This window comes from Pontibacter burrus (genome assembly GCF_010686685.1).
Lineage (GTDB): Bacteria > Bacteroidota > Bacteroidia > Cytophagales > Hymenobacteraceae > Pontibacter > Pontibacter burrus.
Map to the genome: position 1 here is coordinate 985,036 of NZ_JAAGWD010000001.1, position 25,493 is coordinate 1,010,528.

The 25,493-nt window shown below is 46.7% G+C and carries 23 protein-coding genes; 11 read left to right on the forward strand and 12 right to left on the reverse strand.

Translation table 11 applies throughout. The features are described 5' to 3' along the window. Positions 1 to 12: 12 nt before the first annotated feature. Positions 13 to 1,398 carry an NADH-quinone oxidoreductase subunit N gene (locus tag GXP69_RS04520; protein WP_163912781.1) on the forward strand — a complete coding sequence of 462 codons (1,386 nt, stop codon included), beginning with the start codon at positions 13 to 15 and terminating at the stop codon, positions 1,396 to 1,398. Positions 1,399 to 1,651: 253 nt separating this feature from the next. After that, positions 1,652 to 2,071 carry a hypothetical protein gene (locus GXP69_RS04525; protein WP_163912783.1) on the forward strand — a complete coding sequence of 140 codons (420 nt, stop codon included), beginning with the start codon at positions 1,652 to 1,654 and terminating at the stop codon, positions 2,069 to 2,071. A 50-nt stretch (positions 2,072 to 2,121) separates the two neighbouring features. Here the strand turns inward: GXP69_RS04525 and GXP69_RS04530 are convergent, their stop codons facing one another. Both GXP69_RS04530 and GXP69_RS04535 read right to left on the reverse strand, forming a co-directional pair. Continuing rightward, a complete protein-coding gene (locus GXP69_RS04530; protein ID WP_163912785.1) occupies positions 2,122 to 2,823 on the reverse strand; it encodes a YjjG family noncanonical pyrimidine nucleotidase in 702 nt (233 codons plus the stop codon). Positions 2,824 to 2,953: 130 nt separating this feature from the next. Beyond that, positions 2,954 to 3,340 carry an ArsR/SmtB family transcription factor gene (locus GXP69_RS04535; RefSeq protein ID WP_163912787.1) on the reverse strand — a complete coding sequence of 129 codons (387 nt, stop codon included), beginning with the start codon at positions 3,338 to 3,340 and terminating at the stop codon, positions 2,954 to 2,956. 74 nt (positions 3,341 to 3,414) lie between these two features. Between GXP69_RS04535 and GXP69_RS04540 the strand changes: the two genes are divergently transcribed. Further along, positions 3,415 to 4,071, forward strand: coding sequence for a carboxypeptidase-like regulatory domain-containing protein (locus tag GXP69_RS04540; RefSeq protein ID WP_204281895.1), 657 nt, complete (start codon positions 3,415 to 3,417; stop codon positions 4,069 to 4,071). Between the two features lie 201 nt (positions 4,072 to 4,272). Continuing rightward, entirely contained in the window at positions 4,273 to 5,619 is a 1,347-nt protein-coding gene (locus GXP69_RS04545) for an NAD(P)/FAD-dependent oxidoreductase (RefSeq protein WP_163912789.1), read from the forward strand. A 179-nt stretch (positions 5,620 to 5,798) separates the two neighbouring features. Here GXP69_RS04545 and GXP69_RS04550 read toward each other — a convergent pair whose 3' ends face one another. Then, positions 5,799 to 6,395 carry a HupE/UreJ family protein gene (locus tag GXP69_RS04550; RefSeq protein WP_163912791.1) on the reverse strand — a complete coding sequence of 199 codons (597 nt, stop codon included), beginning with the start codon at positions 6,393 to 6,395 and terminating at the stop codon, positions 5,799 to 5,801. Between the two features lie 157 nt (positions 6,396 to 6,552). On the opposite strand from GXP69_RS04550, the gene GXP69_RS04555 reads away from it, so the two are divergent. Further along, positions 6,553 to 7,287 carry a YoaK family protein gene (locus tag GXP69_RS04555; protein ID WP_163912793.1) on the forward strand — a complete coding sequence of 245 codons (735 nt, stop codon included), beginning with the start codon at positions 6,553 to 6,555 and terminating at the stop codon, positions 7,285 to 7,287. A gap of 60 nt (positions 7,288 to 7,347) precedes the next feature. Here GXP69_RS04555 and GXP69_RS04560 read toward each other — a convergent pair whose 3' ends face one another. Next, entirely contained in the window at positions 7,348 to 7,971 is a 624-nt protein-coding gene (locus tag GXP69_RS04560) for a DUF4142 domain-containing protein (protein ID WP_163912795.1), read from the reverse strand. 219 nt (positions 7,972 to 8,190) lie between these two features. Continuing rightward, positions 8,191 to 10,809 (reverse strand): ATP-dependent chaperone ClpB, encoded by a 2,619-nt coding sequence (gene clpB, locus GXP69_RS04565; RefSeq protein WP_163912797.1) that lies wholly within the window; start codon positions 10,807 to 10,809, stop codon positions 8,191 to 8,193. Between the two features lie 448 nt (positions 10,810 to 11,257). Here clpB and GXP69_RS04570 point away from each other — a divergent pair, with 448 nt between their 5' ends. After that, positions 11,258 to 11,617 (forward strand): cupin domain-containing protein, encoded by a 360-nt coding sequence (locus GXP69_RS04570; protein ID WP_163912799.1) that lies wholly within the window; start codon positions 11,258 to 11,260, stop codon positions 11,615 to 11,617. 122 nt (positions 11,618 to 11,739) lie between these two features. Here GXP69_RS04570 and GXP69_RS04575 read toward each other — a convergent pair whose 3' ends face one another. From GXP69_RS04575 to GXP69_RS04595, 5 genes are all read right to left on the reverse strand, one after another. Further along, positions 11,740 to 12,342, reverse strand: a complete 603-nt coding sequence (locus GXP69_RS04575) for a hypothetical protein (protein ID WP_163912801.1) — start codon at positions 12,340 to 12,342, stop codon at positions 11,740 to 11,742. Positions 12,343 to 12,354: 12 nt separating this feature from the next. Beyond that, positions 12,355 to 13,710 carry a hypothetical protein gene (locus tag GXP69_RS04580; RefSeq protein WP_163912803.1) on the reverse strand — a complete coding sequence of 452 codons (1,356 nt, stop codon included), beginning with the start codon at positions 13,708 to 13,710 and terminating at the stop codon, positions 12,355 to 12,357. Positions 13,711 to 13,742: 32 nt separating this feature from the next. Continuing rightward, positions 13,743 to 14,342 (reverse strand): YceI family protein, encoded by a 600-nt coding sequence (locus GXP69_RS04585; RefSeq protein WP_163912805.1) that lies wholly within the window; start codon positions 14,340 to 14,342, stop codon positions 13,743 to 13,745. A 360-nt stretch (positions 14,343 to 14,702) separates the two neighbouring features. Beyond that, complete coding sequence (gene nfi / locus GXP69_RS04590) at positions 14,703 to 15,389, reverse strand: deoxyribonuclease V (protein WP_163912807.1); 687 nt, start codon at positions 15,387 to 15,389, stop codon at positions 14,703 to 14,705. 189 nt (positions 15,390 to 15,578) lie between these two features. Beyond that, the gene (locus GXP69_RS04595; protein ID WP_163912809.1) at positions 15,579 to 16,250 is read right to left on the reverse strand and encodes a hypothetical protein; all 672 of its coding nucleotides are present in this window, start codon (positions 16,248 to 16,250) and stop codon (positions 15,579 to 15,581) included. A gap of 128 nt (positions 16,251 to 16,378) precedes the next feature. On the opposite strand from GXP69_RS04595, the gene GXP69_RS04600 reads away from it, so the two are divergent. Both GXP69_RS04600 and GXP69_RS04605 read left to right on the forward strand, forming a co-directional pair. Next, positions 16,379 to 17,062, forward strand: a complete 684-nt coding sequence (locus GXP69_RS04600) for a dienelactone hydrolase family protein (RefSeq protein WP_163912811.1) — start codon at positions 16,379 to 16,381, stop codon at positions 17,060 to 17,062. Between the two features lie 164 nt (positions 17,063 to 17,226). Next, on the forward strand, positions 17,227 to 17,850 hold the full coding sequence (locus GXP69_RS04605; protein ID WP_163912813.1) for a phosphoribosyltransferase: 624 nt from the start codon (positions 17,227 to 17,229) through the stop codon (positions 17,848 to 17,850). 8 nt (positions 17,851 to 17,858) lie between these two features. Here the strand turns inward: GXP69_RS04605 and GXP69_RS04610 are convergent, their stop codons facing one another. After that, positions 17,859 to 19,184 (reverse strand): SGNH/GDSL hydrolase family protein, encoded by a 1,326-nt coding sequence (locus GXP69_RS04610; RefSeq protein ID WP_163912815.1) that lies wholly within the window; start codon positions 19,182 to 19,184, stop codon positions 17,859 to 17,861. A 474-nt stretch (positions 19,185 to 19,658) separates the two neighbouring features. On the opposite strand from GXP69_RS04610, the gene GXP69_RS04615 reads away from it, so the two are divergent. The 3 genes from GXP69_RS04615 to GXP69_RS04625 all read left to right on the forward strand — a co-directional run bounded on the left by GXP69_RS04615 (position 19,659) and on the right by GXP69_RS04625 (position 23,735). Then, positions 19,659 to 21,887, forward strand: coding sequence for an NADP-dependent isocitrate dehydrogenase (locus tag GXP69_RS04615; protein WP_163912817.1), 2,229 nt, complete (start codon positions 19,659 to 19,661; stop codon positions 21,885 to 21,887). 182 nt (positions 21,888 to 22,069) lie between these two features. Next, a complete protein-coding gene (locus tag GXP69_RS04620; RefSeq protein ID WP_163912819.1) occupies positions 22,070 to 22,747 on the forward strand; it encodes a potassium channel family protein in 678 nt (225 codons plus the stop codon). A gap of 70 nt (positions 22,748 to 22,817) precedes the next feature. After that, positions 22,818 to 23,735, forward strand: a complete 918-nt coding sequence (locus GXP69_RS04625) for an NmrA family NAD(P)-binding protein (RefSeq protein ID WP_163912821.1) — start codon at positions 22,818 to 22,820, stop codon at positions 23,733 to 23,735. A 171-nt stretch (positions 23,736 to 23,906) separates the two neighbouring features. On the opposite strand, the gene GXP69_RS04630 is transcribed toward GXP69_RS04625, so the two are convergent. Further along, positions 23,907 to 25,394: an ArnT family glycosyltransferase gene (locus GXP69_RS04630; RefSeq protein ID WP_163912824.1), complete on the reverse strand. Its 1,488-nt coding sequence runs from the start codon at positions 25,392 to 25,394 to the stop codon at positions 23,907 to 23,909. Positions 25,395 to 25,493: the final 99 nt, after the last annotated feature.

Sequence of the window (25,493 nt, forward strand, 5' to 3'; positions counted from 1 at the left end):
AAATACGACGACATGACCTCGATCATACTTCTTTCAGTTTTAGGCATCATTAACCTGTTTCTAGGTTTCCTGAAGTCTAAGAGAATATTGCTGCCGCTGGTAATGCTGTTCCTGGCAGTAGTGTTTGGTGTAAACCTGCTGGACTGGAACAACACCCAGACCTACTTTAGCAACATGCTCACCATCGATAACTATGCGGTGGCTTTTACGGGCATCATGACCTTAACAACCCTGCTGATACTGCCGTTTTCGCAGAACTACATTGATGCGGAAGACGAGAACCTGGCCGAATATTATTCTATCCTGCTGTTTTCGCTGGTAGGTGCTATCATGATGGTGGCTTTCGAGAACATGATCATGCTGTTTATCGGGGTAGAGATTGTTTCGATTGCGATGTACGTACTGGCAGGTAGCAACAAGCACAGCCTGCGTTCAAACGAAGCTGCCCTAAAGTACTTCCTGATGGGGTCGTTCTTTACAGGTGTGATGCTTTTCGGTATCGTGCTGCTCTATGGCGCTACCGGCACTTTTGATATTACTGAGATAGGTGCTGCACAGGTTGGCGCTGATGGAACTACCAATACCATGTTTGTAATGGGCCTGCTCATCACAATCATTGGTATCTCGTTTAAGATTTCAGCTGCACCGTTCCATTTCTGGGCTCCCGACGTGTATGAGGGTACACCAACACTGTTTACAACGTTTATGGCCACAGTGGTTAAAACTGCTGGTGTGGCAGCTTTCTATAAACTAATGGCAGGTGCTTTTGATGCTTCGCTTGCAAGCTGGTTCCCGACTATGATTGCCATTACAGTATTAACGCTGGTAGTCGGTAACATTGGGGCTGTTATGCAGCCAAGTGTTAAGCGTATGCTGGCATACTCTTCTATTTCGCATGCCGGCTACCTGCTGATGACGCTGGTTTCTTTCAACGACTTTTCTGAGAATGCACTGTTCTTCTACTCATTGTCGTATGCGCTAGCATCGGTTGCATCGTTTGGTGTGCTGAAACTGGTAGAAGAGGAGCGTGGCGGAAACCATTCGTTTGCGGCTTTCAATGGCCTGGGTAAAACAAACCCGCTGCTGGCTTTTGTAATGACTGTTTCGATGCTGTCGCTGGGTGGTATCCCGCTTACGGCAGGTTTCTTCGGTAAATTCTTCGTGTTCTCATCTGTTATCGCTGCTGGAAACCTGGTGTGGCTGGTAGCGCTGGCAGTTGTACTAGCTGCTATAGGTATCTACTACTACTTTAAGGTGGTAATTGCCATGTATCTGCAGCCTGCAGGCGAGAATACCAAAGTATCGGCAAGTGGTTTTGCAATTGCAGTATTGGTTATCTGTACTGTACTTACCATTCTGTTTGGTCTTGCTCCAGGGTTGGTAAGCCACATGCTTTAAGAAAAAAAAATTAAACTATAGAAAGGCTGCTCCGAAACGAGCGGCCTTTTTTGTTAGAGCTATAGTTAAACTGCAGCATATGATGTACTTAAATGTTGCACTGTTTATGTAAACTCACTATACTTATGGCTGACTTATAGTTGCCATAGTTTACCTGCTAATAATGTTTTTAAAAAGCTGAGCTGAAACAAAAATTGCACTGTTGCACGTATTAAGTGCTTGCTGTTTTATACAGAAATAAAATTTTAGAATTATGAAAAGAACTAAGAAAACATACTTATCGCTTCTAGTGGCTGGTGCATTAAGTTTTTCCTTTGCTGCTGAAGCCGCAAACTATAGCGCTATAGTTCAGGGCAATGGTACCACACAAACCCAACAGGGCAACCAGGGTGTGCCAGCTATGGAAAAGGAATTACTGGGGCCTCATGCTGATATTAACAAGATTCCGGCTGCTAACCTGCGTCAGGCATATATTCTGTTGCTGGAAGGCGTGCGCGAGAAGGGCGATACCTGGACAGATGATGAATGGAATAAAGCCCAGGCGATTATGAAGAAGCTGGATGCCCGTCGTAAAGTAGTTGAAAAAGATCTGACTACTGACGATAAAGCTAAGATCAAGTTGTTGCATGCAGAGCTTCGTGCCCTTGAAACTAAAAAGGACATAAAGGACTAACCTTACTAACTATAAACTATAAAGCCCGGCTAATTGCCGGGCTTTATAGTTTATAGAATAGCCTGTAATTCGCTCAGGCAGTGTATTTCAAAAGTCGGCTTTGGCCTGAGTTTTCTGGTGCTCTTTTCCGGATTAAAATAAACCTGGTCTATACCTGCGGCACGTGCTCCATCAATATCGCATTCCAGATTATCCCCGATCATCAAACAATCTTCCGGCTTTACATTTATGCGCTTCAGTGCGTGCTCAAACATGCGCTTATCAGGTTTCTTATAGCCGCAGCACTCCGATGTTACTACCTCTTTAAAATAGCCATGCAAGTTGGATGCGGTCATTTTTATTGCCTGTATCTCTTTAAAGCCATTGGTGATTATGTGCAAACCATACTTAGGCTGCAGATAGCTCAGTACTTCGTGTGTATAGGGGAAAACGGCCGTTTTGGTTGGGCAAAGTGTGGTGTAGTCTTCCGAAATGCCCTGCGGTACTTCTTCAGGTTTCAAACCAAGGCCTGTTAGCGTACGGACGAAGCGCTGCTCGCGGAGTTCCTGCTGGTTTATTTTGCCTTTGTTATACAGGTCCCAGAGCAGGTGGTTTACGAATTTATATTTTCTGTAAAACGAATCGCAATCAAACTTTTTGAAGTCGGCCAGGTTGTAACTATGGAAAAGGGTAAAGAGCGTTTCTTCGGAATTCTTCTCAAAATCCCATAGTGTGTGGTCCAGGTCGAAGAGCAGATGTTTATATGTTCTCATATGTGATTTTCGTGAGGGTTTAATTAAAACGGGCAGCTGGCCTGTATGTTTAAAAATTGTATCGTTTTTGTGGGTTTTATTAGCTGGCAACAATAATGTCGGGTCTGCAGAGTTATAGTGCAGGGCTGATCTAAAAGTTTGTCCAGTGGCGGTTGTGGAGCTTATTAACTGCAAGCTCGCGGTTAGAATACAGGATCTGGTACGTTTCCTGGTCTTTAAGTAAGGTGCTGTCGCGTTCCAGGTAAGTAAAGATCTGGTTCAGCATATCGGCAGCTTCGTCTTTAAGTGAGTAATAAACCCATTGGTCTAGTTTACGGGGAGCTACAAGGCCGGCATTGCGCAGGTAAGCCAGGTGCCTGGAGGTCTTGGTCTGAGTGTAATCCAAGACCTGTTCCAGGTCTGAAATGCACATTTCCTTGTTGCGCAGAATCAGGTGCAGGATACGCACCCGCGACTCATCGGCCAGTGCCTTAAATATCTGTTCGCCAAAAGCTAAACTAAAATGTTTTAACCGCATGATTCTGTTTCCAACGCAAACAAAAATAGCCAAAAGCTGCTATAATAAAATAATAAACCCTATAATTGTACTACATGAAGTCGATATTTAGTCACGTGAAGTTGTACAAAATAGTAGCTGCCACTATCCTTGTTTTAGTGGCTTTTGCCGCTATGCCGGAACAGGCAAAAGCGCAGGGCGGTAAGCGGGTAGTACAGTTGTCGGGGTTTGTAACTATAGGCGATAGCCTGTATGGCGTAAGCAGTGTAAGTGTGTATGTGCCTGGTACAAACCGTGGTGTACAAACCAACCAATATGGCTTTTTCTCGCTACCGGTACTCACCGGCGATACAGTTATTTTCAGCGCCCTGGGTTATAAAAGGGAAACGCTGGTAATCCCCAAAACCTACCCTTCTGACAGTTACTCCATCATTATGCAAATGCAGGAGGCGGCAATAGAGCTATCGGAGGTGAAAGTAATACCATGGGCCACAGAACGTGATTTTAAGGAAGCAGTATTAGCCCTGAAACTGCCCGACGAGGGACGTACTGCGGCCAACCGGAACCTGGACCCCGAACGTTTGCGTGAGCTGTTTGAAGTTGTGCCGATGGATGGAAATGCCAACTCGAGGGTGTTTAACCAACAGCAGCGCATACAGCAGCAAAACCGCCACATGATACCAACTATAAGCCCGTTTGCGGTGCTTAAGCTGTTGGATATGTTAAAGAATGGTGAATTTAAAAAGCAATAGATATGCAGTGTTGTATGTTGCTCTTTGCTTGTTGTTGTAGCTATGTTGCTAACCAGTTTATAGTTATCTAGAAACTGCCCGAAGCAGTAATTGGTAACTATGCACCATTCGATCCGTTATTTGGCAATGTAGCTGTTTTTAGATGCTACATCTGCAGCCAGCCCTTTAAGGGGGTGCTGCCTAAGCTAAATAAATGATCATATGCTTCCAGTAACAAACCTCGCATTAAATATACCCGAAACACAGAAGCCACGTGTTGTTATAATAGGTGGTGGATTTGGCGGAATTAACCTTGCCAAAAAACTACGCGGAAAAAATTTCCAGGTCGTGATGTTCGATAAGCAGAACTACCATGGATTCTGGCCGCTGCTTTACCAGGTTGCCACTGCCGGCCTTGAGCCTGATGCCATTGCGGAACCGCTCCGTAAATTATTTGGTGGGGATACCTATAAGGATTTCTATTTCCGGTTGGTTAAGGTTACCTCAGTAAACCCCGAAACCAAAACTGTTACCACACTTATTGGCGATATCTCTTATGATTACCTGGTTATTGCGACCGGTACCAAAACCAACTATTTCGGTAATGAGCAGGTGAAGAAGTTCTCCTTCCCGCTCAAAAAAATTCCGGATGCCCTGAACCTTCGCAGCCAGATGCTTCAATGTTTTGAGCAGGCTAGTATGACACCGGACCCTGAAATGCAGCAAAGCCTGATGAACTTTGTGGTAGTAGGGGGCGGACCAACCGGTGTGGAGCTGGCTGGTGCCCTGGCCGAAATGAAGCGCCACGTACTACCCGCCGACTACCCGGGCGTAGACATCAGCAAAATGAATATTTACCTGGTAGAGGGAATGAACCGCTTGTTGCCGCCCATGTCTGAAAAGTCAAGCGAGAAGACCTATAAATACCTGAAAGAGCTAGGCGTTAACATTATTCTGGGCACGCTGGTAGAGTCTTACGATGGAGAGTGGGCTGTGCTGAAGAACGATAAACGCATACATACCAACACGCTTATCTGGGCTGCCGGGGTAGCCGGAGCACTGGTAGATGGTTTACCTCCTGAAACTATAGAACGTGGTCGGATACTGGTAAATGAGTTCAACCAAGTGCTGGGGTATCCTGATATTTTTGCGATCGGGGATATTGCCATGATGAAAACCGAAGAATGGCCAAAAGGACACCCAGGGGTAGCGCAGCCTGCTATACAGCAGGGTAGCCTGCTAGGCAAGAACCTGGTGCGCCTGCAGGAAAATAAGCCGCTCGAGAAGTTTAAATACACGGATAAAGGTTCGCTGGCGATTATAGGCCGTAACAGAGCCGTTGCCGACTTGCCGGGTAAAATGCATTTTGGTGGTTTTATAGCATGGGCCATCTGGCTGTTTGTGCACGTAATGGCGCTGGTTGGTTTCCGCAACAAACTGGTGGTACTTAGCAACTGGGTATACAAATTCTTTACCTACGAGAACGGGACCCGCCTTATTATCCGGCCATTTGTTCGGAAAGGAGACAAGATCAAACAACGGTTCTTCGACCGGTTCGATGCAGAATAAACAAAAAGAGCAGCCTTTGAGAGCTGCTCTTTTTGTTTCTATAGTTCTGAAGGTCTCAGAAAATGACTGCTGCAACTATAGCACTATAGTTCTGCCTAAGAAAATAAAACTATCTTATAGTTGAATGGTTATAATTACGGAACTATAGGTTAGCTATTATGTGTAAACTATAGTTTATTTCAGAAAAAGATATTGGCTTTCATCATCAGGATCAGGGAGATTCCTGCTACAGCACTCGAAAGCACCATTATCCAGTCGCGGCGTTTGGCATTGAACAGGTTCTGAATTAGGAACGCCACGATCAGCACCAGAAATACAAAAAGCAACTGGCTCAGTTCTATACCCACATTAAAAGCCAGCATTTTGAGCCAGGCATCGTCACCGCGGCGAAACAATGATTTCAGGTGATTCGAGAACCCTAAACCGTGCACCAACCCTATGAGAACCGCAACCAGGTTATAGACCGAGAAAATGGTGTGTTGCTTATTGGCGGCACCTTTCAGCCTGAAAAAGTTTATAACACAGACTAAGAAGATCGTAGCCGGCATCAGGAACCGGATAAGCCCTTTATCGAATTGGATAATGTGAAATGCTGATAGGGCAAGGGCTATGGAGAGGCCAATGGTGAAGCAGGTAATGAGTGCAACTACCCTTCGCCAATCACCTATAGTATAAACAGCGCACAAAGCAATCAGGAGCAGCAGATGATCATAAGCTTTCAGGTCAAAGACATGATGAAAACCCAGCTCCAGGTAAGTATAAAATACAGTTGACAAGATGCTTGATGTATGGTTGGCAAAAGTTAGACGGTAAATTACAGGATTATACTTTTGTGTGCAACAAGATATAGTTGCGTATTTCCTGAACTATAGCAACAAGATAAATTTGCTTTGTTAAGAGGCACAGTCGTCTAAAAATTATTACCTTTTATTTATGTTAAGGCACTTAGGCAATCGCAGAAATTTCAGGCATAATATAAAGCTGGCAGCTATACTTTGTCTTACTGCCGGTTTTGTAAATATTGCCGGGTTGCTTGCATTTGCTGTACTCACTACAAACGTTACAGGCCATGTCGCTTTTTTTGCAGAGAACCTGGCGCAGGGCGACTTTCGTGGTGCCCGGATCATCGGCCTCTGGATGTTAATGTTTCTGACGGGAGCATTTACCTCGAGCTTTATAATTAGCAGAATAGGCCGCGATCAGGTATTTGCTTATACATTGCCTATACTGCTAGAGATTTGTATACTGTTAGTGAATGGCATTTATGGCTATAGTTACGATGGGAGCCTGATTAAGGCAGAGCTCTTTGCAGGTAGCCTGTTATTTGCAATGGGCCTGCAGAATGCCATGGTGTCCATGATCTCAGGCTCTGTAGTACGTACTACGCACCTCACAGGCATTTTCACAGATCTGGGTATAGAACTGGCAGCAGCTACCTTGCCAGCAGCCCTTAAAAAGCATGGGTTAAAACAGCGGATCGTGCTCCGGATCGTTATCATCCTGTTCTTTTTGGGAGGGGCTATAGCCGGGGGCTATGTGTTTCCGCTGCTTCGGCATTATACTTTCCTGATTCCGGCAGGACTCCTGTTTATAGCTATGTTCTACGATATCTCAAGGATGAGACTTAAAAAACTGGTTCGGTACCTGCGCTACAGACTCAGGTTGTAGTAAAATAAAAGCGCCGGCAAACTATAGTTTACCGGCGCACTACCTATAGTTTAATTTGTATTAATCTACATTATCTTCAATATCAGAAGCCATTTGTCTGTGAGATTGTAGTGTAGGCAAAGTTTTGGTTGCAAACGCTTTTACAGTCGGGTCCTGTGCATTTCGGCTTTTCGCTTCAAACATGGCGATATCCATTTCGTGGGCACGCTCCATTATATCCATGTATTTTTCGTTGAAGTTGTTGCCGGTATAGTTGTTCAGTTCATCCATCATTTGCTGGTGCATCGGCATCAACGCCTGTGTCAGGCTCATACCCATTTGCGAGGCTATAGTACCCATTTCCTGCGTTGCCTGCGTGTGATGGTCGACCATCATCTTGGCGTAGTCTTTTACTTTCTGGTCGGTGGCGCGCTGCTGTGCAAGATTACCAGCCTGTACCTCAAAAGCATTGCTGCTGGCTGCTGTCGACATAAACGTGGCATCATCCATGTTGGTCATAGTAGTCATGTCGCCGGTTGTTGTGGTGGTGCTGGTTGCATTTCCTGTGTCTGTTCCCGTCATGTCACCAGTGTCCTGTGTGGTCATGTCGCCGGTTGTGGTAGTATCGGTTGTAGTGTCTGTGCTGGAACAGGCGGAGCCCACTAGCATAGCGCCGGCAGCGAATAAGAATAGTAGTTTTTTCATAGCTTTTAAGGAAAATGTTAAAATCAGCTATGTATACGGTCCGATGGGGTAGTGGTTGAGATATAGGTATACAACCCTATGCTTGATAGTAACTATAAGGCAGGACCTCCTATCAATATACTTCGGATAGCTGCTTCGTGGCAGGAAAAATAAAAAGCACCACTTCAGAAGAAGTGGCGCTTTCAATGTAGCTATACTTTAAACTAATCAATTACTCATTTACTCGTTTGTCGGAATCTGCACATCCACGTTGTTGAAGTGGATGCGGCCATCTTCCAGCACGGCTTCCACCACAGAATCTTTGTTGATAGTGCCAGCCAGGATTTCCTTCGACAGCTCGTTAAGTACCTGGCGCTGCAGTACACGCTTCAATGGGCGGGCACCAAACTGCGGATCGTAGCCTTGCTCGGCCAGGTAATCCAGCACCTCGTCTGTTGCGATCAGGCGTATGCCGGCTTCGTCCAGACGATCCTGAATATGGCCAAACTGAATGGTAACGATCTTGCGGATATCCTCCCGGCTCAGCGGACGGAACATCACCAGCTCATCGATACGGTTCAGGAACTCCGGCCTTACCGATTTTTTCAGCAGCTCGAACACTTCATCCTTTGTCCTCTCAATCACCTCGTCATGGTTTATCTCATCCATCAGCTCAAAGTTGCTTTGGATGATGTGTGAACCGATGTTAGAAGTCATGATGATGATCGTGTTCTTGAAGTTCACCACACGGCCTTTGCTGTCTGTCAGGCGACCATCGTCGAGCACCTGCAGCAGAATGTTGAACACATCCGGGTGCGCTTTCTCGATCTCATCCAACAGTACCACAGAATACGGTTTACGACGCACAGCTTCTGTTAACTGACCACCTTCATCGTAACCCACGTAGCCTGGAGGTGCCCCAATCATACGGCTCACGGCGTGGCGCTCCTGGTACTCACTCATGTCAATGCGCACCATGGCGTTCTCATCATTGAACAGGTAATCGGCCAGAGCCTTAGCCAACTCGGTTTTACCCACCCCGGTCGTACCCAGGAAAATGAACGAACCGATCGGACGTTTCGGGTCCTGCATACCAGCACGGCTGCGGCGCACAGCGTCGGATATAGCCTCTATAGCTTCTTCCTGACCAGCTACACGTTTGCCTAACTCCTGCTCTAAGTGCAACAGTTTCTCGCGGTCGCTCTGCAGCATTTTACTTACCGGAATACCAGTCCACTTGGCAACTATTTCTGCTATGTCTTCAGAGTTCACTTCCTCCTTCAGCATTGGGTTTTCGCCCTGCATCTGGCGTACCTGTTCCTGTAGTTCTTTCAGGTGTGCCTCCGCCTCCTGAATCTTGCCATAGCGAAGTTCGGCCACACGGCCATAGTCACCGCTGCGTTCAGCCTGCTCTGCTTCTAGCTTATAGTTCTCTATGTTCTCTTTCTCTTTCTGGATGCCCTCAATGATCTGCTTTTCATTCTGCCACTTGGCTTTCAGGTCATCGCGTTTGGTGGACAGCTCGGCAATCTCTTTCGAAAGTATGGCTTCCTTGTCGCGGTCGTTTTCGCGGCGGATGGCCTCCCGCTCAATCTCCAGCTGCATGATGCGGCGCTGAATCTCATCAAGCTCCACGGGCAGAGAGTCAATCTCAATGCGCAGTTTGGCGGCCGCTTCGTCCATCAGGTCAATAGCCTTGTCTGGTAAAAAGCGGTCAGTGATGTAGCGGTTGGATAACTCCACAGAAGCAATGATCGCATCATCTTTAATCCTAACGCCGTGGTGCACTTCATATTTATCTTTGATACCACGAAGTATAGAAATGGTGTCCTGTACGCTTGGTTCCTCTACCATTACCGCCTGGAAACGACGCTCCAGGGCTTTGTCCTTCTCAATGTATTTCTGATACTCTTTCAGCGTAGTGGCACCGATGGCATGCAGTTCGCCACGCGCCAGGGCTGGTTTTAGCAAGTTAGCCGCGTCCATAGCGCTGTCGCCACCTGCTCCGGCACCAATCAACGTATGGATCTCATCGATAAAGAGCACGATCTCGCCTTCAGCATCCACCACCTCTTTGATTACCGCTTTCAGACGCTCCTCGAACTCACCTTTATACTTGGCACCTGCTACCAGCAGACCCATGTCCAGGCTCATGAGGGTTTTGTTTTTCAGGTTCTCCGGTACGTCGCCACTCACGATGCGCTGCGCCAGGCCTTCCACTATAGCAGTTTTACCCACACCAGGCTCACCCAGCAGTACCGGGTTGTTTTTGGTGCGGCGGCTCAGGATCTGCAGCACGCGTCGAATCTCTTCGTCACGGCCAATTACCGGGTCGATCTTGCCACTGCGGGCCATTTCGTTCAGGTTGCGGGCATAGCGCTTCAGCGAGTTATACTTGGCCTCTGCGTTCTGGTCAGTAACTTTGGCTCCGCCACGCAATTCCTTTATTGCTTTCTTAAGGTCTTTCTCGTTAAAGCCCACATCCTTCATCAGGTTGGCTACACGGTCGCGCCCTGCTAATATCCCCAATAATATGTGCTCAATAGCCACATACTCATCGCCGAACTCTTTTAAATAAGATGTTGCTTTCTGCAAAGCTGCTGCCGCATCGTTAGCCAGGTACGGGCTGCCGCCGCTCACTTTCGGGTAAGCAGCCACAATCTCATCCAGCTTGCTATGCAGGATGTTGCCGTTGATGTTGAGTTTCTGGAGCAGGAAGTTGGTTACGTTCTCATCTGTCTCCAGTATTGCTTTTAAAATATGCCCGGTTTCAATAGCCTGCTGCTGGTTGCCGCCTGCTATCTCAGTGGCCTTCTGGATGGCCTCCTGGGCTTTGATGGTATAGTTATTAAAGTTCATATCCTTTACTCGTTTTCCCCCTGGTATTTAGTTCTACGAGCATAGCAGCAAAGGATACACCAATGGTATTTTGATATGATTTTACTGAAATTATGGCATAGTAAGAATGAGGTAAATGATAACATTAGGACAAAATGACCGGATAGTGTGTGGCGATCGATTTAAGCCATGTAATATTTACTTATCCCACTTATTAAATAAGCTAACTCTCAAACAATCCTTTGTGCATCCAGTAAAACTAATAATAGGGTAGGGAAGGAGTATAAATTCGCTGATCACTACTATACACTAAGTTACTTCTGCAGAAAAAACCGCGTTATACTCCTATACTTAAGACCCTCCGGGAATAGGCGATAAGAAAGGGAACTATTGAAGCGCAGAAGTTATATTTTCTGCTATTTGATTTACCAGTCCCTAATTAAAATTACGAATGGAAAAGGCTGTAACTATGGAGAAAGCTGAAGTCAAAAGCTTTGGAACTCCGGATGAAGTGAGAGATTTCCCGAAAGGAAAGTTGGAACTTGTTAAAGTGGGTGGGGCTCTTGTTGGAAAAGCTACCCTGGAACCTGGCTGGAGATGGTCGGAGTCGGTTAAGCCTATTGCAAAAACGGATAGTTGCCAGGCTGCTCATTTCCAGTACCATATAGCCGGCGTGCTGAGAGTGCGTATGGATGATGGAACCGAGTTTGACTGTAAAGCAGGTGATGTTTCAACGCTACCGCCGGGGCATGATGCATGGGTGGTTGGAGATGAACCTGTTGTCTTGGTCGATTTTCAGGGAATGGTAGATTATGCCAGATCGAAATAAGCAAGGCTTTTCTCCTTCTCGTTGGTCCTATAGTATCAGAAAAAAACAAGCCCCGGAAGTTTGCTTCCGGGGCTATGAAATTTGATTAACAATTTATTTAACCTGCTGCATGCCTGCCTGTGCTATCGGTTTTTGTATGTTGCAATTGACTCCGAATAAGCTTTGGGCTGCTTGTGTACCTGCAATTCTACTGTAACACGAAGCTCATCTTCCACTTTAAACAGGCCGCCCATTTTCTTAGGTGTAGCCAGGCCTATCTCCGAAAAGTTAAGGCAAATATTACTCTTCAGGTAAGTGACACCGTTCCCTGGATGAGCATAAAAGCTCACGTTGCGTAGCGGAATGGTTTTGCCGGCTACAATCAGGTTAAGGTTGCCTTTATAATCATTGCCTTCCTTATTCAGATACACAACTTCAATTTTTGTATAAGGGTGCTGGCTGGCATTCAGTGCTTTCTCGAAATCCTTATTAAGGAGAATGTTACCACAGTTAAACGCTTTTACAGGTATTGCCAGTTTGAGTCTTTCGCTCTGCGGAATGTGCCTGTTAAGTAAAAGTGTATCTTTCTGGGTGCTGCCTGTATAGGCACAGTTTATGTCGCCTAATGTGGTGCCTGCTGCTACAGATACTTTATTGCCCGTTATTACGATAAACTCTTCATTTTTGGGCAGTACTGTGGCGCTCAGCATAGAGACAGCAACCAGAAAGATACGAACAGGTAACATGGTAATTAAGGTTTAGAAAGAGATTGCTCCCTCGATCATGAAGCCATCGAACTCACCGCCGTGACGGATGTCGGTAGGAGCGAAGCCTTTGTACTGTTGTTTCACATACTCGGCTTTGGCTAGGATATTCTTCGTCACAAACCAGCCACCGCCTACCTGTATTCTGTTCAGGTTCACTTTGTTGTTCAGCACATCCGGAGTTGCGGCCAGTGGGGCCAAGCGTCCTTCCACTGCATTGTAGCGACCTGCTACGTACAGGTTCTCGTTGTTGCCGAAACGGTACACCAGGTCAGTGCCTACTTGTCTCCAGGTGCGGTCTGTTGGTTCGTCGGCTGCGCCTAGTCTGCCTTTGCCTTTCGCCTGCTCAAAGTTTCCGAAGAACTCAAGGCCGCGGTACTTCACGAATGGGTTCACTACAAAGGCCGTGATGCTGTTGGTAAGGCCCGGGTTAATATGCCCTGATGTAAAGTGAGTGGCTGTAGTAACAGCTGCTCCGCTGGCAACTTTGGCTGGGTCCATTACCAGGTGGTAGCGTGAGCCTGCACGGTCGCCGCCATACAGTGTGTTTCTAACAGAGCCTGCAGTTGTATAAACAGAGCCGGTTAAGCGTACGCGCAGGTCTTCGTTCAGCTGGCTGTCGTAGCCAAGTTTACCGATGTAAGAAAGCTTGCGCTGGCCTGGGGTCTGAATACCACCCTGTATCTCGCCGCCTGTTACAGAACCTACTGCCAGGAAGCCTTTGTATTGGTAGATTACTTCGGCACCGATTTCGGTAGTGAAGGCATCCATGATGTAGTTACCTACAAAAGTGTTCTGCAAGGTGTGGGCGTTATCTGATCTGCGGTAGTGCGCATCGCCATAGTTGATCTCCATGTGGCCCACTTTCAAGGTCAGGTTTTCCATCAGCTTGTCTACCAGCGGGCTGTTCAGGAATTCAGCTTTGTCTACCTGTATGTAGCCACCTTTTACCCATGCTTCCGGGTGGTGCCTTGATGACAGGTAAGTGATCAGGTTCAGACGAACACCGTCGGCAAGCGCTACATCCAGGTTAAGGTTGGCCGATGCAAGGTTAAAGCCATTCTCAATTGGCATCAACTGGTTCAGGTTTACTTCGCTGCCTCCTTGCTGCTGCATTAGGGCTGTTGCCGAGTTCTTGTGCTTCAGGCCCTGGAATTGCTGCGCAAAACCACCGCCAAGTCGCACTTTAATGCCATCAAAGCCTATAGTGTCCTTTTTAGAAGTCTCGAATATATTAAGACCTCTTTTATCGTAAGGTCGGGCGTAAGGCAGGTCAGATAAGGTGATCTGCGCAAAAGAGCTCATGCTTATGCCAAGCAACAGGCCCAGAGAGAGTGTAAACTTTTTCATGATGTTTGGTATCTTTAAGTTCTTTAGATTCTTTAGTTTTTAGTGTAAGAAGCCGTAGGCTGGAAGCTTGCCTTAAAGCTAAGTTTAAGGTCGTTGCCGGTTTTTACAGTGCCTAAAAGCGCTGTAGGTGGTTTGATGCCGAATTCGGTGAATTTGATGTTTGTCTCACCTGTCATTTGCACCACACCAGATTTTGTGCTAGTCTCCACGTTAAAGGTGACCGGCTTGGTAGTGCCAGCTATAGTTAAGTTACCTACAGCCAAAGCGCGGTTATTGTCCAGTGCGCGGAAAGAGGTCAGGGTAAACACAATATCTGTAAACTTGTTTGCCTTTAGCGTTTCATAAGCGATATCATCCATCTTGGCTGTGCCACTCTTGATCGACTGGGTCTTCAAAGTCACAGAAGCGGACTTTACGTTTTTAAGTGTGGTACCTTCTAGTATCATTTCAGCTTTGCCCTGGGCCTGTGCCGATGTCATTTCCCAATCGTGCAGGGTAGAAGTGCCGTTTACTTTAAGTTCGGTTTTGCCGGCCAGTTGGAATTGGGTCTGGGCAAGCAGCGTGTTTCCAAAGCTTAATCCTAACAGGATGCTGAACACGCTTATCAGTTTTATGGGGTTGAAAGTTCTCATGATACTGGCGTTAAGGGTTACTACTATTTGTGTTATTTCTATGATGCAAAACTATAGCAGCCCGCCTCCCCAGCGAATGACATTGCGCAGCCCAATAGGTGATCTTAGCTTGTTATAAAGATGACGAAAGTTGTTTTCTGACCTAATCAGGTGTTTTACCGAGAATGAGGAGGATTTTAAGACGCATTTCTCTGGTGGTAAGGAAATAGTAGGGGGGGCGCTTACCTGATAGGCGATGGTTGGTAGCCTATAGTTTGTGCGCTACGGCTTAAACTGCATTATCTTCCATAGACGGAAGTGTAGCTAAAGACTGTTTACCAAGTCACTTTATGCAGAAAGTTGGAAAGTGGAGGTGTGGTACTACTTTACTTCGCTCTTAAATACAGCCGCATAGTGGTCGGCCAGGCGGGTTGGTTCGGGTAGTTTATATTTAGTGGCGCAGGCCATGGCTATAGTTGTAGCCGACTCCAGGTCCATCAGGTGGCCAGCCGAGACAAACACTGGCTTAATGTTATCTTTTGTACGGAGCACATTGGCGATTATCTCATCCTTATACACCAATGGCGAGATAGAACCTTTGGTAGCTGCAGGTTCCTTATACTTTCCTACAAGCACCTTCTTGGCTACGCCCATAGTTGGTTTGTTCAGATGCAGACCCAGGTGGGTAGCGATGCCCAGGCGGCGCGGGTGCGAAATGCCATGCCCATCCACCATAATCAAATCAGGTTTTTGCTGTAGTTTTTCGTAAGCTTTTAGCAGGTTGGGTGCCTCGCGGAATGCCAGGAAACCCGGAATATAGGGCAGCTCAACTGAACCTACATGATACACCTTCTCTATTAACTCCAGTTGGGGATATGTCAGCAATACAAACGCAGAAAGAATCCTGTCTTCCCCTATAAAAGAGGAGTCGCAACCAGCAATCAGCTTTAGATCAAAATCCGGCTTCTGAAGCACAATGCGCTCCTGCATTTCGCGCTGTTGCTCGGTGAGACGGGCAAGTATAGCCGGGTCGGGTGCAGGATAGTCGAAGCGCTGGTAATAAGACATGGTTTAAGTTTAGGAGTTTGAGAGTTTAGGAATTAAAAAGTTAGAAGGTTTGAAAGTTAGAAAGTTAAGTATGGGCTTGTGATTAAAGTAAAAGCTCAATGTTACGTGCATACGTTATTTCCTATTAATGGTGATAGCTGTTGTAGGTTACGGAAGTGAAAGCGCTCCATTCTCTAACTTTCTAACTCCTTAGGCGCTGCAAGGGTAGATCAGTTTCGCGAATAATAAACGCCAGCGGCCATCTATAAAACCAAAATGAAACTCAAAGGAAGTGGCAGTATGCAGTACGGATTTCTGTACCAGGGGTAAAGTAGCTTCTATCTGTTTTATCTGTGCCGGGGGCAGATCTGCGTAATTCCAGTAGCCACTTTTTACAAACCGCTCTGGCCCGGCAACAAAGCAGCCATCCTTGCTAAAGCCGGATGTGCCGGCATCATAATCCACGTCAGCGCAATCGAAGGTAGGCCAGGCTTCCTGTTTCAGGTCGCAGGTTTTTACTTCGTCTTTTATAGTCAGGAAAGAACGATCCTGGTATTGTCTTTTAAAGCTGTTTATATTTTTTACGAAAGTCATTTTAGGTAGCGCACCCGGCTGCTCAATTATCCAGAGGCCATGTTGCGGATGTACAAACTGGTTTATAGTTGCCGTGTCAGCCGCCTGCAGTGCTGAAAAGAACAGCTCGAACGCAGCCTTAAAATCGGTTGAATCGCTGGCTGTAGTTTCCTGCTTCTGTGCCGGCTCTTCCTGCACTGCTTTCAGGTCTTCGGTGCGCTGCGGCATAGTATTGTCGGCGGACTTGTTGCTATAGTTGCAGCTACAAAGCAGGAAAACGATAGATACGAAATGGAGCAGTCGTGCCATAAAACAGTTCTTTTATAAGGCATACGCATGCCGCCGGGTTTGAGATAGTGTGTACCAACCCTGCATAAGTGGCGGCGTACTACAAAAGATGAGTTCGTATTTACCTCAATTTACCTAACCTGCTAACTATGGAAATAAACTATACCTTCAACGATACGATCAAAATCGAGCTGGATGATGTTACGCTCTTAGGCGATCTTGCTGTGGTGGAAAATGCAAAGGGGCTGGTCGTATTCTCGCACGGGAGTGGAAGCAGTCGGCTAAGTAACCGCAACAGGTTTGTGGCCGAACATCTGCAGCGGTCCCGCTTCTCTACCTTGCTTTTCGACCTGCTTACAGAAGAAGAGGACCAGGAACAAGCCAACCGTTTTGATATACCCAAGCTTACCCAGCGCCTGATTAACACCACCTACTGGATACAGAAAGATGAACGGATCAAAGATCTGAACATCGGGTTTTTCGGGGCGAGTACCGGTGCGGCTTCGGCCCTGGGAGCTGCCGCCGCTTTAGGGCCTATACTGCAGGCAGTTGTTAGCCGGGGCGGAAGGCCTGACTTGGCTGCGGAAGTACTGGCAGATGTGCTCGCTCCTGTACTGCTTATAGTTGGCGGGAAAGATGAACAGGTGCTGGATTATAATATGCAGGCGCAGGAGCAATTACAGGGTATAAAAGACCTACAACTAGTGCCCGATGCTACGCACTTGTTTGATGAACCCGGAGCATTGGAGATGGCTGCACAATTAGCTACCGACTGGTTCAGGAAATATCTGCAGCCAAGCAAACAACACCCCCTCCGGCAAGACAAACCTTAATCAATTCTGAATAAGTGATTGTGTAAGATTAAAGTTTCCAGTAAATAATTCATAATTCATAATTCATAATTCATAATTCATAATTCATAATTCATAATTCATAATTCATAATTCATAATTCATAATTCATAATTCATAATTCATAATTCATAATTCCTCAAACTATGGACATGATCCGGAACAGGGAAGAAGCCGCAGCACTACTGGCAGAAAAGCTGATGAAGTACAAAAATCAGGATGGAGTAGTGCTGGCTATACCCCGTGGTGGTGTGCCCGTGGCAGCTCCTATTGCCCGAAGCCTGCACATGCCGCTGGATCTGGTTCTGGTTAAGAAAATAGGCCATCCCGCCAACCCCGAATACGCCATTGGCTCCGTAGGTTTGGATAGCATTACGCTAGACCCAACTATAGATGTGCCCGCATCTTATGTGCAGGCCGAAGCCGAGCGTGTGCGTGAAGGCCTGCACGAGAAGTATGCCTTGTTCAGAGGGAATAAGGAGCCGCTAGCGTTGCAAAATAAAGTGGTCATTATAGTAGACGATGGCATTGCGACCGGCAAAACCCTGCAGCAAACCATAGCTATGGTAAAAGAAAGGAAGCCAGCCAAAGTTATAGTTGCAGTACCGGTAGCGCCTCCATCAGCCATTACCAAACTGCATGGGCAGGTAGATGAAGTTGTTTGCCTGCTTACGCCACCTTTCTTCCAGGCGGTGGGCCAGTTTTACCAGGAGTTTACCCAGACCACCGATGAAGAAGTGATCGCGCTTATGCAGGAGTTGGGCACCTAAACTATAGCTTACTCAACTATAAATTTACTTCGAAGCACTTTCCCGCCAACTATAGCCTGAACTATGTACAGACCGGTTCCACGAAGCTCTTTTACATCCTGTTCATAACTGTAGTGGCCTGATGCACTGGTAGAGCCGCGCAGGTCTTTTACGTGTGTGCCGTTTATAGTATAGATCGAGACCGTTACCGGAGCATCCGGCATGCGTACCAGTATGTCAATCGTGACAGGTTTGCCCGATACTACCGTAGGGAATACCTGCAGCATTCGTTCTTCCGGAGAACTGGAAACCAGTATGGTTTTAGAGTAAGTAGTTGTACCGTCAAAATCCACCTGTTTCAGTCTGTAGAAAAGATCGCCCATGGGGGCAGTAGCATCCGTAAATGTGTAGGTAGTTGGCGTTTGTGTAGTGCCTGCCCCGTTTACTTTGCCAATGGTGCTGAACTGCTTGGTGGTATCTAAAGTGCGCTGAATCTCGAAGTAAGCGTTGTTCTGTTCCGAAGCTGTTTTCCAGTTCAGTTCTATCTTGTTCTCGTCAGTTACGCGGGCGTTAAAGCTCACAAGCGAAACTGGCATTGGTCTAACTATAGGTAACAGGGCATTGTACCATTGCTGCGCCATCTGTTCTTCGCCGCGCTCGTTTGGGTGAGCCTCATCTGCCAGCATAGTGTTGATGTCGAAGCCTGAGTATTGGTCTACAACTATAACCGGCGATGCGGCGGTGTTTAGTTTTTCAGCCAGTGCAACTATTTTGGTATTATAATCCCGGATGGCGTTATCTGTATAGTTGTCGTTTTTGTTAGCGGGGATAAGTTGCGCCAGCAGTATGCTTACCGAACCGTTTTTAGCTCTGATTCCCCTGATCACCTGCTCCAGTTCTCCTATAGTTTCTGCAATAGGCTGATTCTGGAAAATATCATTTGTGCCAAGGTGAATAAGGGCAATATCAGGTGTGTACTGCTTCATCCAGTCCGAAAGTTTACCTTCTGGGGGGTAAGTTTCCTGATTTCCGTTCAGCATGTGGTCGGCGCGCCAGCCCCAGTGGCCTTCGTTTACGTTTGTAAAGGTTTTGCCTTTGTAGCTTGCATTCTGTTTAGGAGAATTAACTCCCCATTTATTCTTGTCATGCGATCCTACAAACTCGAAATCCACGCCCGCATCTACCAGCTTTTTCCATAAGGGGAACCGATAGCTGGCTTTTTCGCCATCGCCCTGTGTAATAGAGTTACCAAGGCACATGATACGCACCGGTTGCGCAACTATAGTTTGCGGTACAAAGGAAAGAAGCAGAAACAGTATGAGCCCGTACAGTATTTTCACTATAAATAGAGGCATGGCGTTAAGGGTGCTTATAAACCAAAAAGCATCCACATTAAGACGTAGAAGCAGAAGTTTGGTTATATCGGCAAGCTGTTTTTAGGAAATATTGTGATGTTTTATGGGCTTAAGGCTGTTTTTAAGATGTCTGGTTTAGAAAAAACGGATTTAATAGCAGAGCTACATGAGTAGTTTTTTGCATAAAATCAGTCATCATCTTAAACTATAGCTGGCTTGAGTCTATAGTTTTAAAAACAGTTTGCTCCGGTGCAGAGTAGGGGTTTTACGTGATGTTATAGTTCAGAAGATAATTTACTTATTGCATGTACTGCGGGGCTGGTTTAGCAGGGCGTTACCAAAAAGTCTTTTATATTTGCTTTCCAAAACAATCGGGCCCAAAACGCGGTTCTTGAAGTTGGTATCCGGCTTGCCATACAATGCAGGCCAGCCTTTTCCTGAATTGCAGACAGCCTTACAAATAATCAATTTATAATGACGACAAAAGCATCCAGAATAATCTATACGATTACCGATGAAGCGCCGGCATTGGCTACGCGCTCTTTCTTACCTATAGTTCAGGCTTTCACAAAAGCTGCTGATATTGAAGTAGAAACAAGAGACATTTCTTTAGCCGGCCGTATCATTGCCGCGTTCCCGGAGAACCTTACCGAAGAGCAAAAGCAGACCGACGACCTGGCTTACCTGGGCGATCTGGCTAAAACGCCTGAAGCCAACATCATTAAACTGCCAAACATCAGTGCTTCTATTCCGCAGCTGACAGCGGCTATTAAAGAACTACAGTCGCAAGGGTACAACATTCCGGATTACCCGGCTGACCCGAAGAACGATGCTGAGAAAGATGCGAAAGCACGCTATGCCAAGATCTTAGGTAGTGCGGTAAACCCTGTATTGCGCGAAGGTAATTCAGATCGTCGTGTGGCGGATGCCGTGAAGCAATACGCCAAGAGCCACCCACACTCTATGGGCAAATGGTCATCAGATTCCAAAACACACGTGGCACACATGACGGGCGGCGACTTCTATGGCACAGAGCAATCTGTTATAGTTGATAACGCTACCGATGTACGCATCGAGTTTGTAGGCGCGAATGGCGAGACCAAAGTGCTGAAAGATAAAGTAGCCCTGAAGGCCGGCGAAGTGATGGATTCATCTGTGATGAGTAAAAACGCGCTTCGTTCGTTCCTGGAGAAAGAAATCGCGGAAGCAAAAGAGCAAGGCATCCTGCTGTCGCTGCACCTGAAGGCAACCATGATGAAGGTGTCTGACCCTATTATGTTCGGCCACGCGGTAACTGTTTTCTTTAAAGATACTTTTGCCAAGCATGCTGCTACATTCAAAGAGATTGGTATAGATGCGAACAACGGTCTTGGCGATGTTTATGCGAAGATCCAGAACCTGCCAGCTGAGAAGCGTGCTGAAATTGAGGCAGACCTGAAAGCGGAGATGGCGCAGCGTCCTGAACTGGCGATGGTGAATTCTGACAAAGGCATTACCAACCTGCACGTGCCAAGCGACGTAATCATCGACGCGTCTATGCCGGCGGCTATCCGTTCGTCTGGCCAGATGTGGGGCCCGGATGGCAAATTGCACGACACAAAAGCGATCATTCCGGACCGATCTTATGCAGGCATCTACCAGGAAGTGATTAAATTCAACAAAGAAAACGGCGCTTTCGACCCGACTACGATGGGTACTGTTCCAAACATCGGTTTGATGGCGCAGAAAGCAGAAGAGTACGGTTCGCATGACAAAACTTTCCAGATAGAAGCTGCCGGTACGGTGCGTATAGTTGATGCGAACGGCAATACACTGATGGAGCAGAAAGTAGAAGAGGGCGATATCTTCAGAGCTTGCCAGACAAAAGACCTTCCTATCCAGGACTGGGTGAAACTGGCGGTTACAAGAGCTAGAATCACCAACACACCTGCTATTTTCTGGTTGGATCCGCAGCGTGCGCATGATGCCAACCTGATTAAAAAAGTAGAAAAATACCTGCAGGACCACGATACTAATGGCCTTGAGATCAAGATCATGTCGCCGGTAGAAGCCATGCGCTATACGTGCGAGCGTGCTAAAGCTGGTAAAGACACCATCTCGGTAACCGGTAACGTGCTGCGCGATTATCTGACTGACCTGTTCCCAATCATTGAATTAGGTACAAGTGCTAAAATGCTTTCTATCGTTCCTTTGCTGGATGGCGGTGGCCTGTTCGAGACTGGTGCCGGTGGTTCTGCGCCGAAACACGTAGAGCAGTTTGTAGAAGAAAACTACCTGCGTTGGGATTCATTAGGTGAGTTCCTGGCACTGGCTGTATCGCTGGAAGACCTGGCTTATAAGACCAAGAACGAGAAAGCGGAAGTACTGGCTGAAGCCCTGAACCAGGCGAACGCCAAATTCCTAGAAAACGATAAGTCGCCGGCCCGTAAAGTTGGTGGCATCGATAACCGCGGCAGCCACTTCTATCTGGCCATGTACTGGGCACAGGCGCTTGCCGAGCAAACCAAAAACCAGGAGCTGAAAGACCGCTTCACGAAGCTGGCTCAGGAACTGACCGACAACGAGCAGAAGATCGTAGACGAGCAGATCGCAGCCCAAGGCAAGCCAGTTGACATCGGCGGTTACTACCACCCGAACGAAGAGAAAACTAGCAAAGCCATGCGCCCAAGCGAAACGCTGAATGCTGCTTTAGCTAGCTTCTAATCTGAAGTTAAACTATAGGTAGGAAAGGCTGCACGAGAGATCGGGCAGCCTTTTTTGTTTATTGTTTTTATTTCAGCGTATTATTATCGTTTGATAAAGTGACATGTCGACTTAGTAAGTTTGCTTATTTTATGGTTAGGTAAACCATTGTCAAAACTGAGTAACCAAAGCTGTGTAATAATATGCTGTTTTTAGTAAAGAGATTGCGGGCTTACTGGTTAGGCGATGTCAGTTTTGTAGCCTTGTTGGTAATGCTTGTTGCAGTAGTGTTTGTGCTACCCATTATCATGGAGATAAGTAAAAAAGGGGTCTTGTTGTTTAATGTGATCCTGCTGAGCGTGTTCCTGTCCGGCATTTTTGCAACCAATAATTTTTGGGTAATGTTACTTTCAGCTTTCCTTTTTGGTGTGCATCTCACCCTACGTCTTATTCGCTTTGGCGACAACCCCTATTCTTATTATGTCTTAGAAAATGTGGTTGCTATTGCAAATACGGCTGTATTTCTTTATATCAACCTACGGCTACTGTTTCGTGACCAAAGCGTAAATATGTATCGCATAATAGGGGCAGTTAACGTTTACCTGCTGCTTGCTCTGATGGGAGCTCTTACGTTGGAGGTAATTCATGCTGTTACAGGCGTTTCTATTGGAGGGAGAGTAGTGCTTACAGGGGCAGACCAGGATTATGTGCACTTTATTTATTTTAGCCTTGCATCGCTAACTACAGTGGGCTTCGGCGATATCTACCCTGTGAGTACGGCTGCTAAAATGGTGGCTACTAGTTTGGCTACTATAGGGATCTTGTTTCCTGCAATTGTCATTGCCCGATTGGTTGGACTAGCCTCACAACAGCCTTCTTAAATTGCGACATAAGCATACAGCTGTAACCTTTCCTGCAAAAATCTGCTACAGAAAAAGTAAATGAGCAGCTATGGAAAACAACACTACTTCAGCAGCACAGAAACAAACTATAGTTTTAGCCGGAGCTACAGGCGATTTAGGCGGGCGCATTGCCAGGTCGCTACTAAAGAAGGGAGCAATAGTTAGAGTACTTGTTCGCAGCGATAGCGACAAAGCCAAAATAGAAGCTTTACAAAAAGCAGGAGCAACTATAGTTGAAGTTGATTTCCACAATGCTGCTGAACTAGCGAAAGCCTGCGAGGGCGCTACCTGTGTTGTTTCAGCGCTGTCGGGATTGCATTATGTTATAGTTGGTATTCAAACCTTGTTACTAAATGCAGCAGTAGCAGCCGGAGTGCCCCGATTTATTCCTTCCGACTTTGCCATTGATTTCACAAAGCTGCCTTATGGTAACAACCGCAACCTGGACTTCCGGAAAGAATTTAAAGAACGCTTAGACAAAGCTCCTATAGCTGCGACTTCTATTTTATGCGGCATGTTTGCCGATCTGCTTACAGGGCAGGCACCTATAGTTCTGTTCCCCTTAAAGCGGGTAATGTACTACGGCAACCCCAACCAACTCATGGATTTTACAACGATACAAAACACAGCTGATTATACCGCCGCTGCTGCGCTTGACCCAACCACACCACGTTACCTGCGCATTGCCGGCGATGTGTTGAATGCTTACGGTTTGAAGGAAGCTGCCAGTAAAGCCACCGGGGTAGAATTTAAGCTTTTTCGGGTTGGCGGTTTGGGCTTACTCGATGCTATAATCAGAATAACAAAGGCGCTTACGCCCAATAACAATGAAGTCTTCCCGGCCTGGCAAGGCATGCAGTACATGCGCGATATGTTCAGTGGCTTACCCAAACTAGAGTCCTTGGATAACAACCGCTACCCGGAGATGAAATGGACAAGCGTAGCCAAAGTGTTGGCTAAGCGGTAATTTTTTTCGTTACAACTATAGATAAACTACTATCTAGAACTATAAAATACCATCCAGCAATATCTTAATGCCCAGGCAGTATCTGTAACTCCGTTCTGTCAAAGTGCTCTGGGCTCTTAACTAGCCTGCCTGCCACGGGGCTATATTTTATATTTCAGTGAAGGATATAGCCTAGAATGACTTTGGTTTGGAAAGCGTGTAGGAAGACTCGGGCTTAGCCCGCAGCACGTAGATAGTGTAGGTATAGAGCGTCTGCTTCCGGTAATTAACGGGCATCTGCTGCGCCTCCACCAGGTCGTAGTGCAGGTGTAGATGTGTTGGCAAGTCTGCTCTGTCGGTTACAAAAATGGTGTTTTGGGGAATCCTTGGCCAGCCGGTGGCCGACCAGATCACAAACTGGTTATACTTTTTGGCTTCGCAGATACAGCGCACGTTGGTGTTGCCCGAATAAAATGCCAGTAGCGAGGTCACCTGGTAATCTACACTGGTTATCTGAAAAGGAGCCAGTGTAGCATGTTTGGTACTCAATTGCCTTACCCGTTGCCCTAGTTGTTGCCACCCCGCCAGTCGCTTTAAGCCATCGTGGCGCACTGGAACTATACGACTCAGCCCTGTATAATCCTGTAGCATAGGATAGAGGAAAAACAGCCAGCATGCGCCTGTCAGGCAAAAGGCTATACGTGCTTGTCCGAAACGTTTTTCTTGAACTATCAGGTAGGCAATCCCGATCGGGAGTAGCAGGCAGCCTATGTTATACCAATTAACTTCTACGCGTTTTACCAGGGCCACGCACGAAAATAGTAGCAGGCTTCCGATAGTCGGGATAAAAAGGAGAGTGAGTTTTTGTTTATCTGCTGCGGGAAAAGGCCGGAATCTGAAACTTAAGACACGCAAAAGAAGGAGCAGGAAGAAAGGCGAGTTCATCAGAATAAAACCACCGAAAAGCTCTGCCAGGTTCTTTGCTGTGTGGGAAGTCTCCATTTCTGTTCCGGCTCCTGCCAATTGCATCAAATGCCGCTGCATGATCCAATTGTGATGATAATTCCACCAAACCTGCGGCAGGTTAAAAGCCAGCACAAGCATGAGTACCAATGCCTGCCCCGCCAGATAACGCTTGCCACCCCGAAGAAAGAACGGCACCAGCAGGAAGAGCAGGAAGAAAAGCATAGCCTGCTTCGAAAGGCAGCCTAACCCGAAGCTAAGTCCTGTAAGTAGCCAATAACGCAACGTGTTGAACTGCAAAGCTTTCAGGAAGAAGTAAAATGTACTTACCCAAAAGAAAAGTAAAAGCGAGTCGGTGGTGAGAAAGGTGGAAGCCAGCATGAAGTAGGGCATGATGCTGAGGATCATGGTGGCCAGGGACGCGAGCAGTTCATCGTCGAAAAGCAGCAAGCTTACCTTATACAGCATGTAGAGCGTGGCGGCCCCGAAAGCCAGGGCTGTTAGCCTGATCACGAGTTCATGATTCCCGAAAATGGAACTGGTTATCAGATTTACCCAGGCTATAAGAGGTGGCTTTGAATAATAAGCCCAATCCGGATGCTTTGACCATAGCCAGTACTGAGCTTCTTCCGAAAATAAGTTGTATCCTGAAAACAGGAATCCTATTCGGAAGCAACCGTACAGGCACCAGTAAGTTAACCGGAAAGTGAAAGACATCTATTGTGTAGGTATATTGTATTATTATTTTTCTGGCTATATTTTATCAAGTATGTAAACTTATAAACGAACCTTTCAGAAAGCTGTTCATGCATTGAG

Excerpts from the sequence above, each read along its gene's own strand:
- GXP69_RS04520 (WP_163912781.1), top strand. The coding sequence starts at position 13 with ATGACCTCGATCATACTTCTTTCAGTTTTAGGCATCATTAACCTGTTT.
- GXP69_RS04525 (WP_163912783.1), top strand. The coding sequence starts at position 1,652 with ATGAAAAGAACTAAGAAAACATACTTATCGCTTCTAGTGGCTGGTGCA.
- GXP69_RS04530 (WP_163912785.1), bottom strand. The coding sequence starts at position 2,823 with ATGAGAACATATAAACATCTGCTCTTCGACCTGGACCACACACTATGG.
- GXP69_RS04535 (WP_163912787.1), bottom strand. The coding sequence starts at position 3,340 with ATGCGGTTAAAACATTTTAGTTTAGCTTTTGGCGAACAGATATTTAAG.
- GXP69_RS04540 (WP_204281895.1), top strand. The coding sequence starts at position 3,415 with ATGAAGTCGATATTTAGTCACGTGAAGTTGTACAAAATAGTAGCTGCC.
- GXP69_RS04545 (WP_163912789.1), top strand. The coding sequence starts at position 4,273 with ATGCTTCCAGTAACAAACCTCGCATTAAATATACCCGAAACACAGAAG.
- GXP69_RS04555 (WP_163912793.1), top strand. The coding sequence starts at position 6,553 with ATGTTAAGGCACTTAGGCAATCGCAGAAATTTCAGGCATAATATAAAG.
- GXP69_RS04560 (WP_163912795.1), bottom strand. The coding sequence starts at position 7,971 with ATGAAAAAACTACTATTCTTATTCGCTGCCGGCGCTATGCTAGTGGGC.
- clpB (WP_163912797.1), bottom strand. The coding sequence starts at position 10,809 with ATGAACTTTAATAACTATACCATCAAAGCCCAGGAGGCCATCCAGAAG.
- GXP69_RS04570 (WP_163912799.1), top strand. The coding sequence starts at position 11,258 with ATGGAGAAAGCTGAAGTCAAAAGCTTTGGAACTCCGGATGAAGTGAGA.
- GXP69_RS04575 (WP_163912801.1), bottom strand. The coding sequence starts at position 12,342 with ATGTTACCTGTTCGTATCTTTCTGGTTGCTGTCTCTATGCTGAGCGCC.
- GXP69_RS04580 (WP_163912803.1), bottom strand. The coding sequence starts at position 13,710 with ATGAAAAAGTTTACACTCTCTCTGGGCCTGTTGCTTGGCATAAGCATG.
- GXP69_RS04585 (WP_163912805.1), bottom strand. The coding sequence starts at position 14,342 with ATGAGAACTTTCAACCCCATAAAACTGATAAGCGTGTTCAGCATCCTG.
- nfi (WP_163912807.1), bottom strand. The coding sequence starts at position 15,389 with ATGTCTTATTACCAGCGCTTCGACTATCCTGCACCCGACCCGGCTATA.
- GXP69_RS04595 (WP_163912809.1), bottom strand. The coding sequence starts at position 16,250 with ATGGCACGACTGCTCCATTTCGTATCTATCGTTTTCCTGCTTTGTAGC.
- GXP69_RS04600 (WP_163912811.1), top strand. The coding sequence starts at position 16,379 with ATGGAAATAAACTATACCTTCAACGATACGATCAAAATCGAGCTGGAT.
- GXP69_RS04605 (WP_163912813.1), top strand. The coding sequence starts at position 17,227 with ATGGACATGATCCGGAACAGGGAAGAAGCCGCAGCACTACTGGCAGAA.
- GXP69_RS04610 (WP_163912815.1), bottom strand. The coding sequence starts at position 19,184 with ATGCCTCTATTTATAGTGAAAATACTGTACGGGCTCATACTGTTTCTG.
- GXP69_RS04615 (WP_163912817.1), top strand. The coding sequence starts at position 19,659 with ATGACGACAAAAGCATCCAGAATAATCTATACGATTACCGATGAAGCG.
- GXP69_RS04620 (WP_163912819.1), top strand. The coding sequence starts at position 22,070 with ATGCTGTTTTTAGTAAAGAGATTGCGGGCTTACTGGTTAGGCGATGTC.
- GXP69_RS04625 (WP_163912821.1), top strand. The coding sequence starts at position 22,818 with ATGGAAAACAACACTACTTCAGCAGCACAGAAACAAACTATAGTTTTA.
- GXP69_RS04630 (WP_163912824.1), bottom strand. The coding sequence starts at position 25,394 with ATGTCTTTCACTTTCCGGTTAACTTACTGGTGCCTGTACGGTTGCTTC.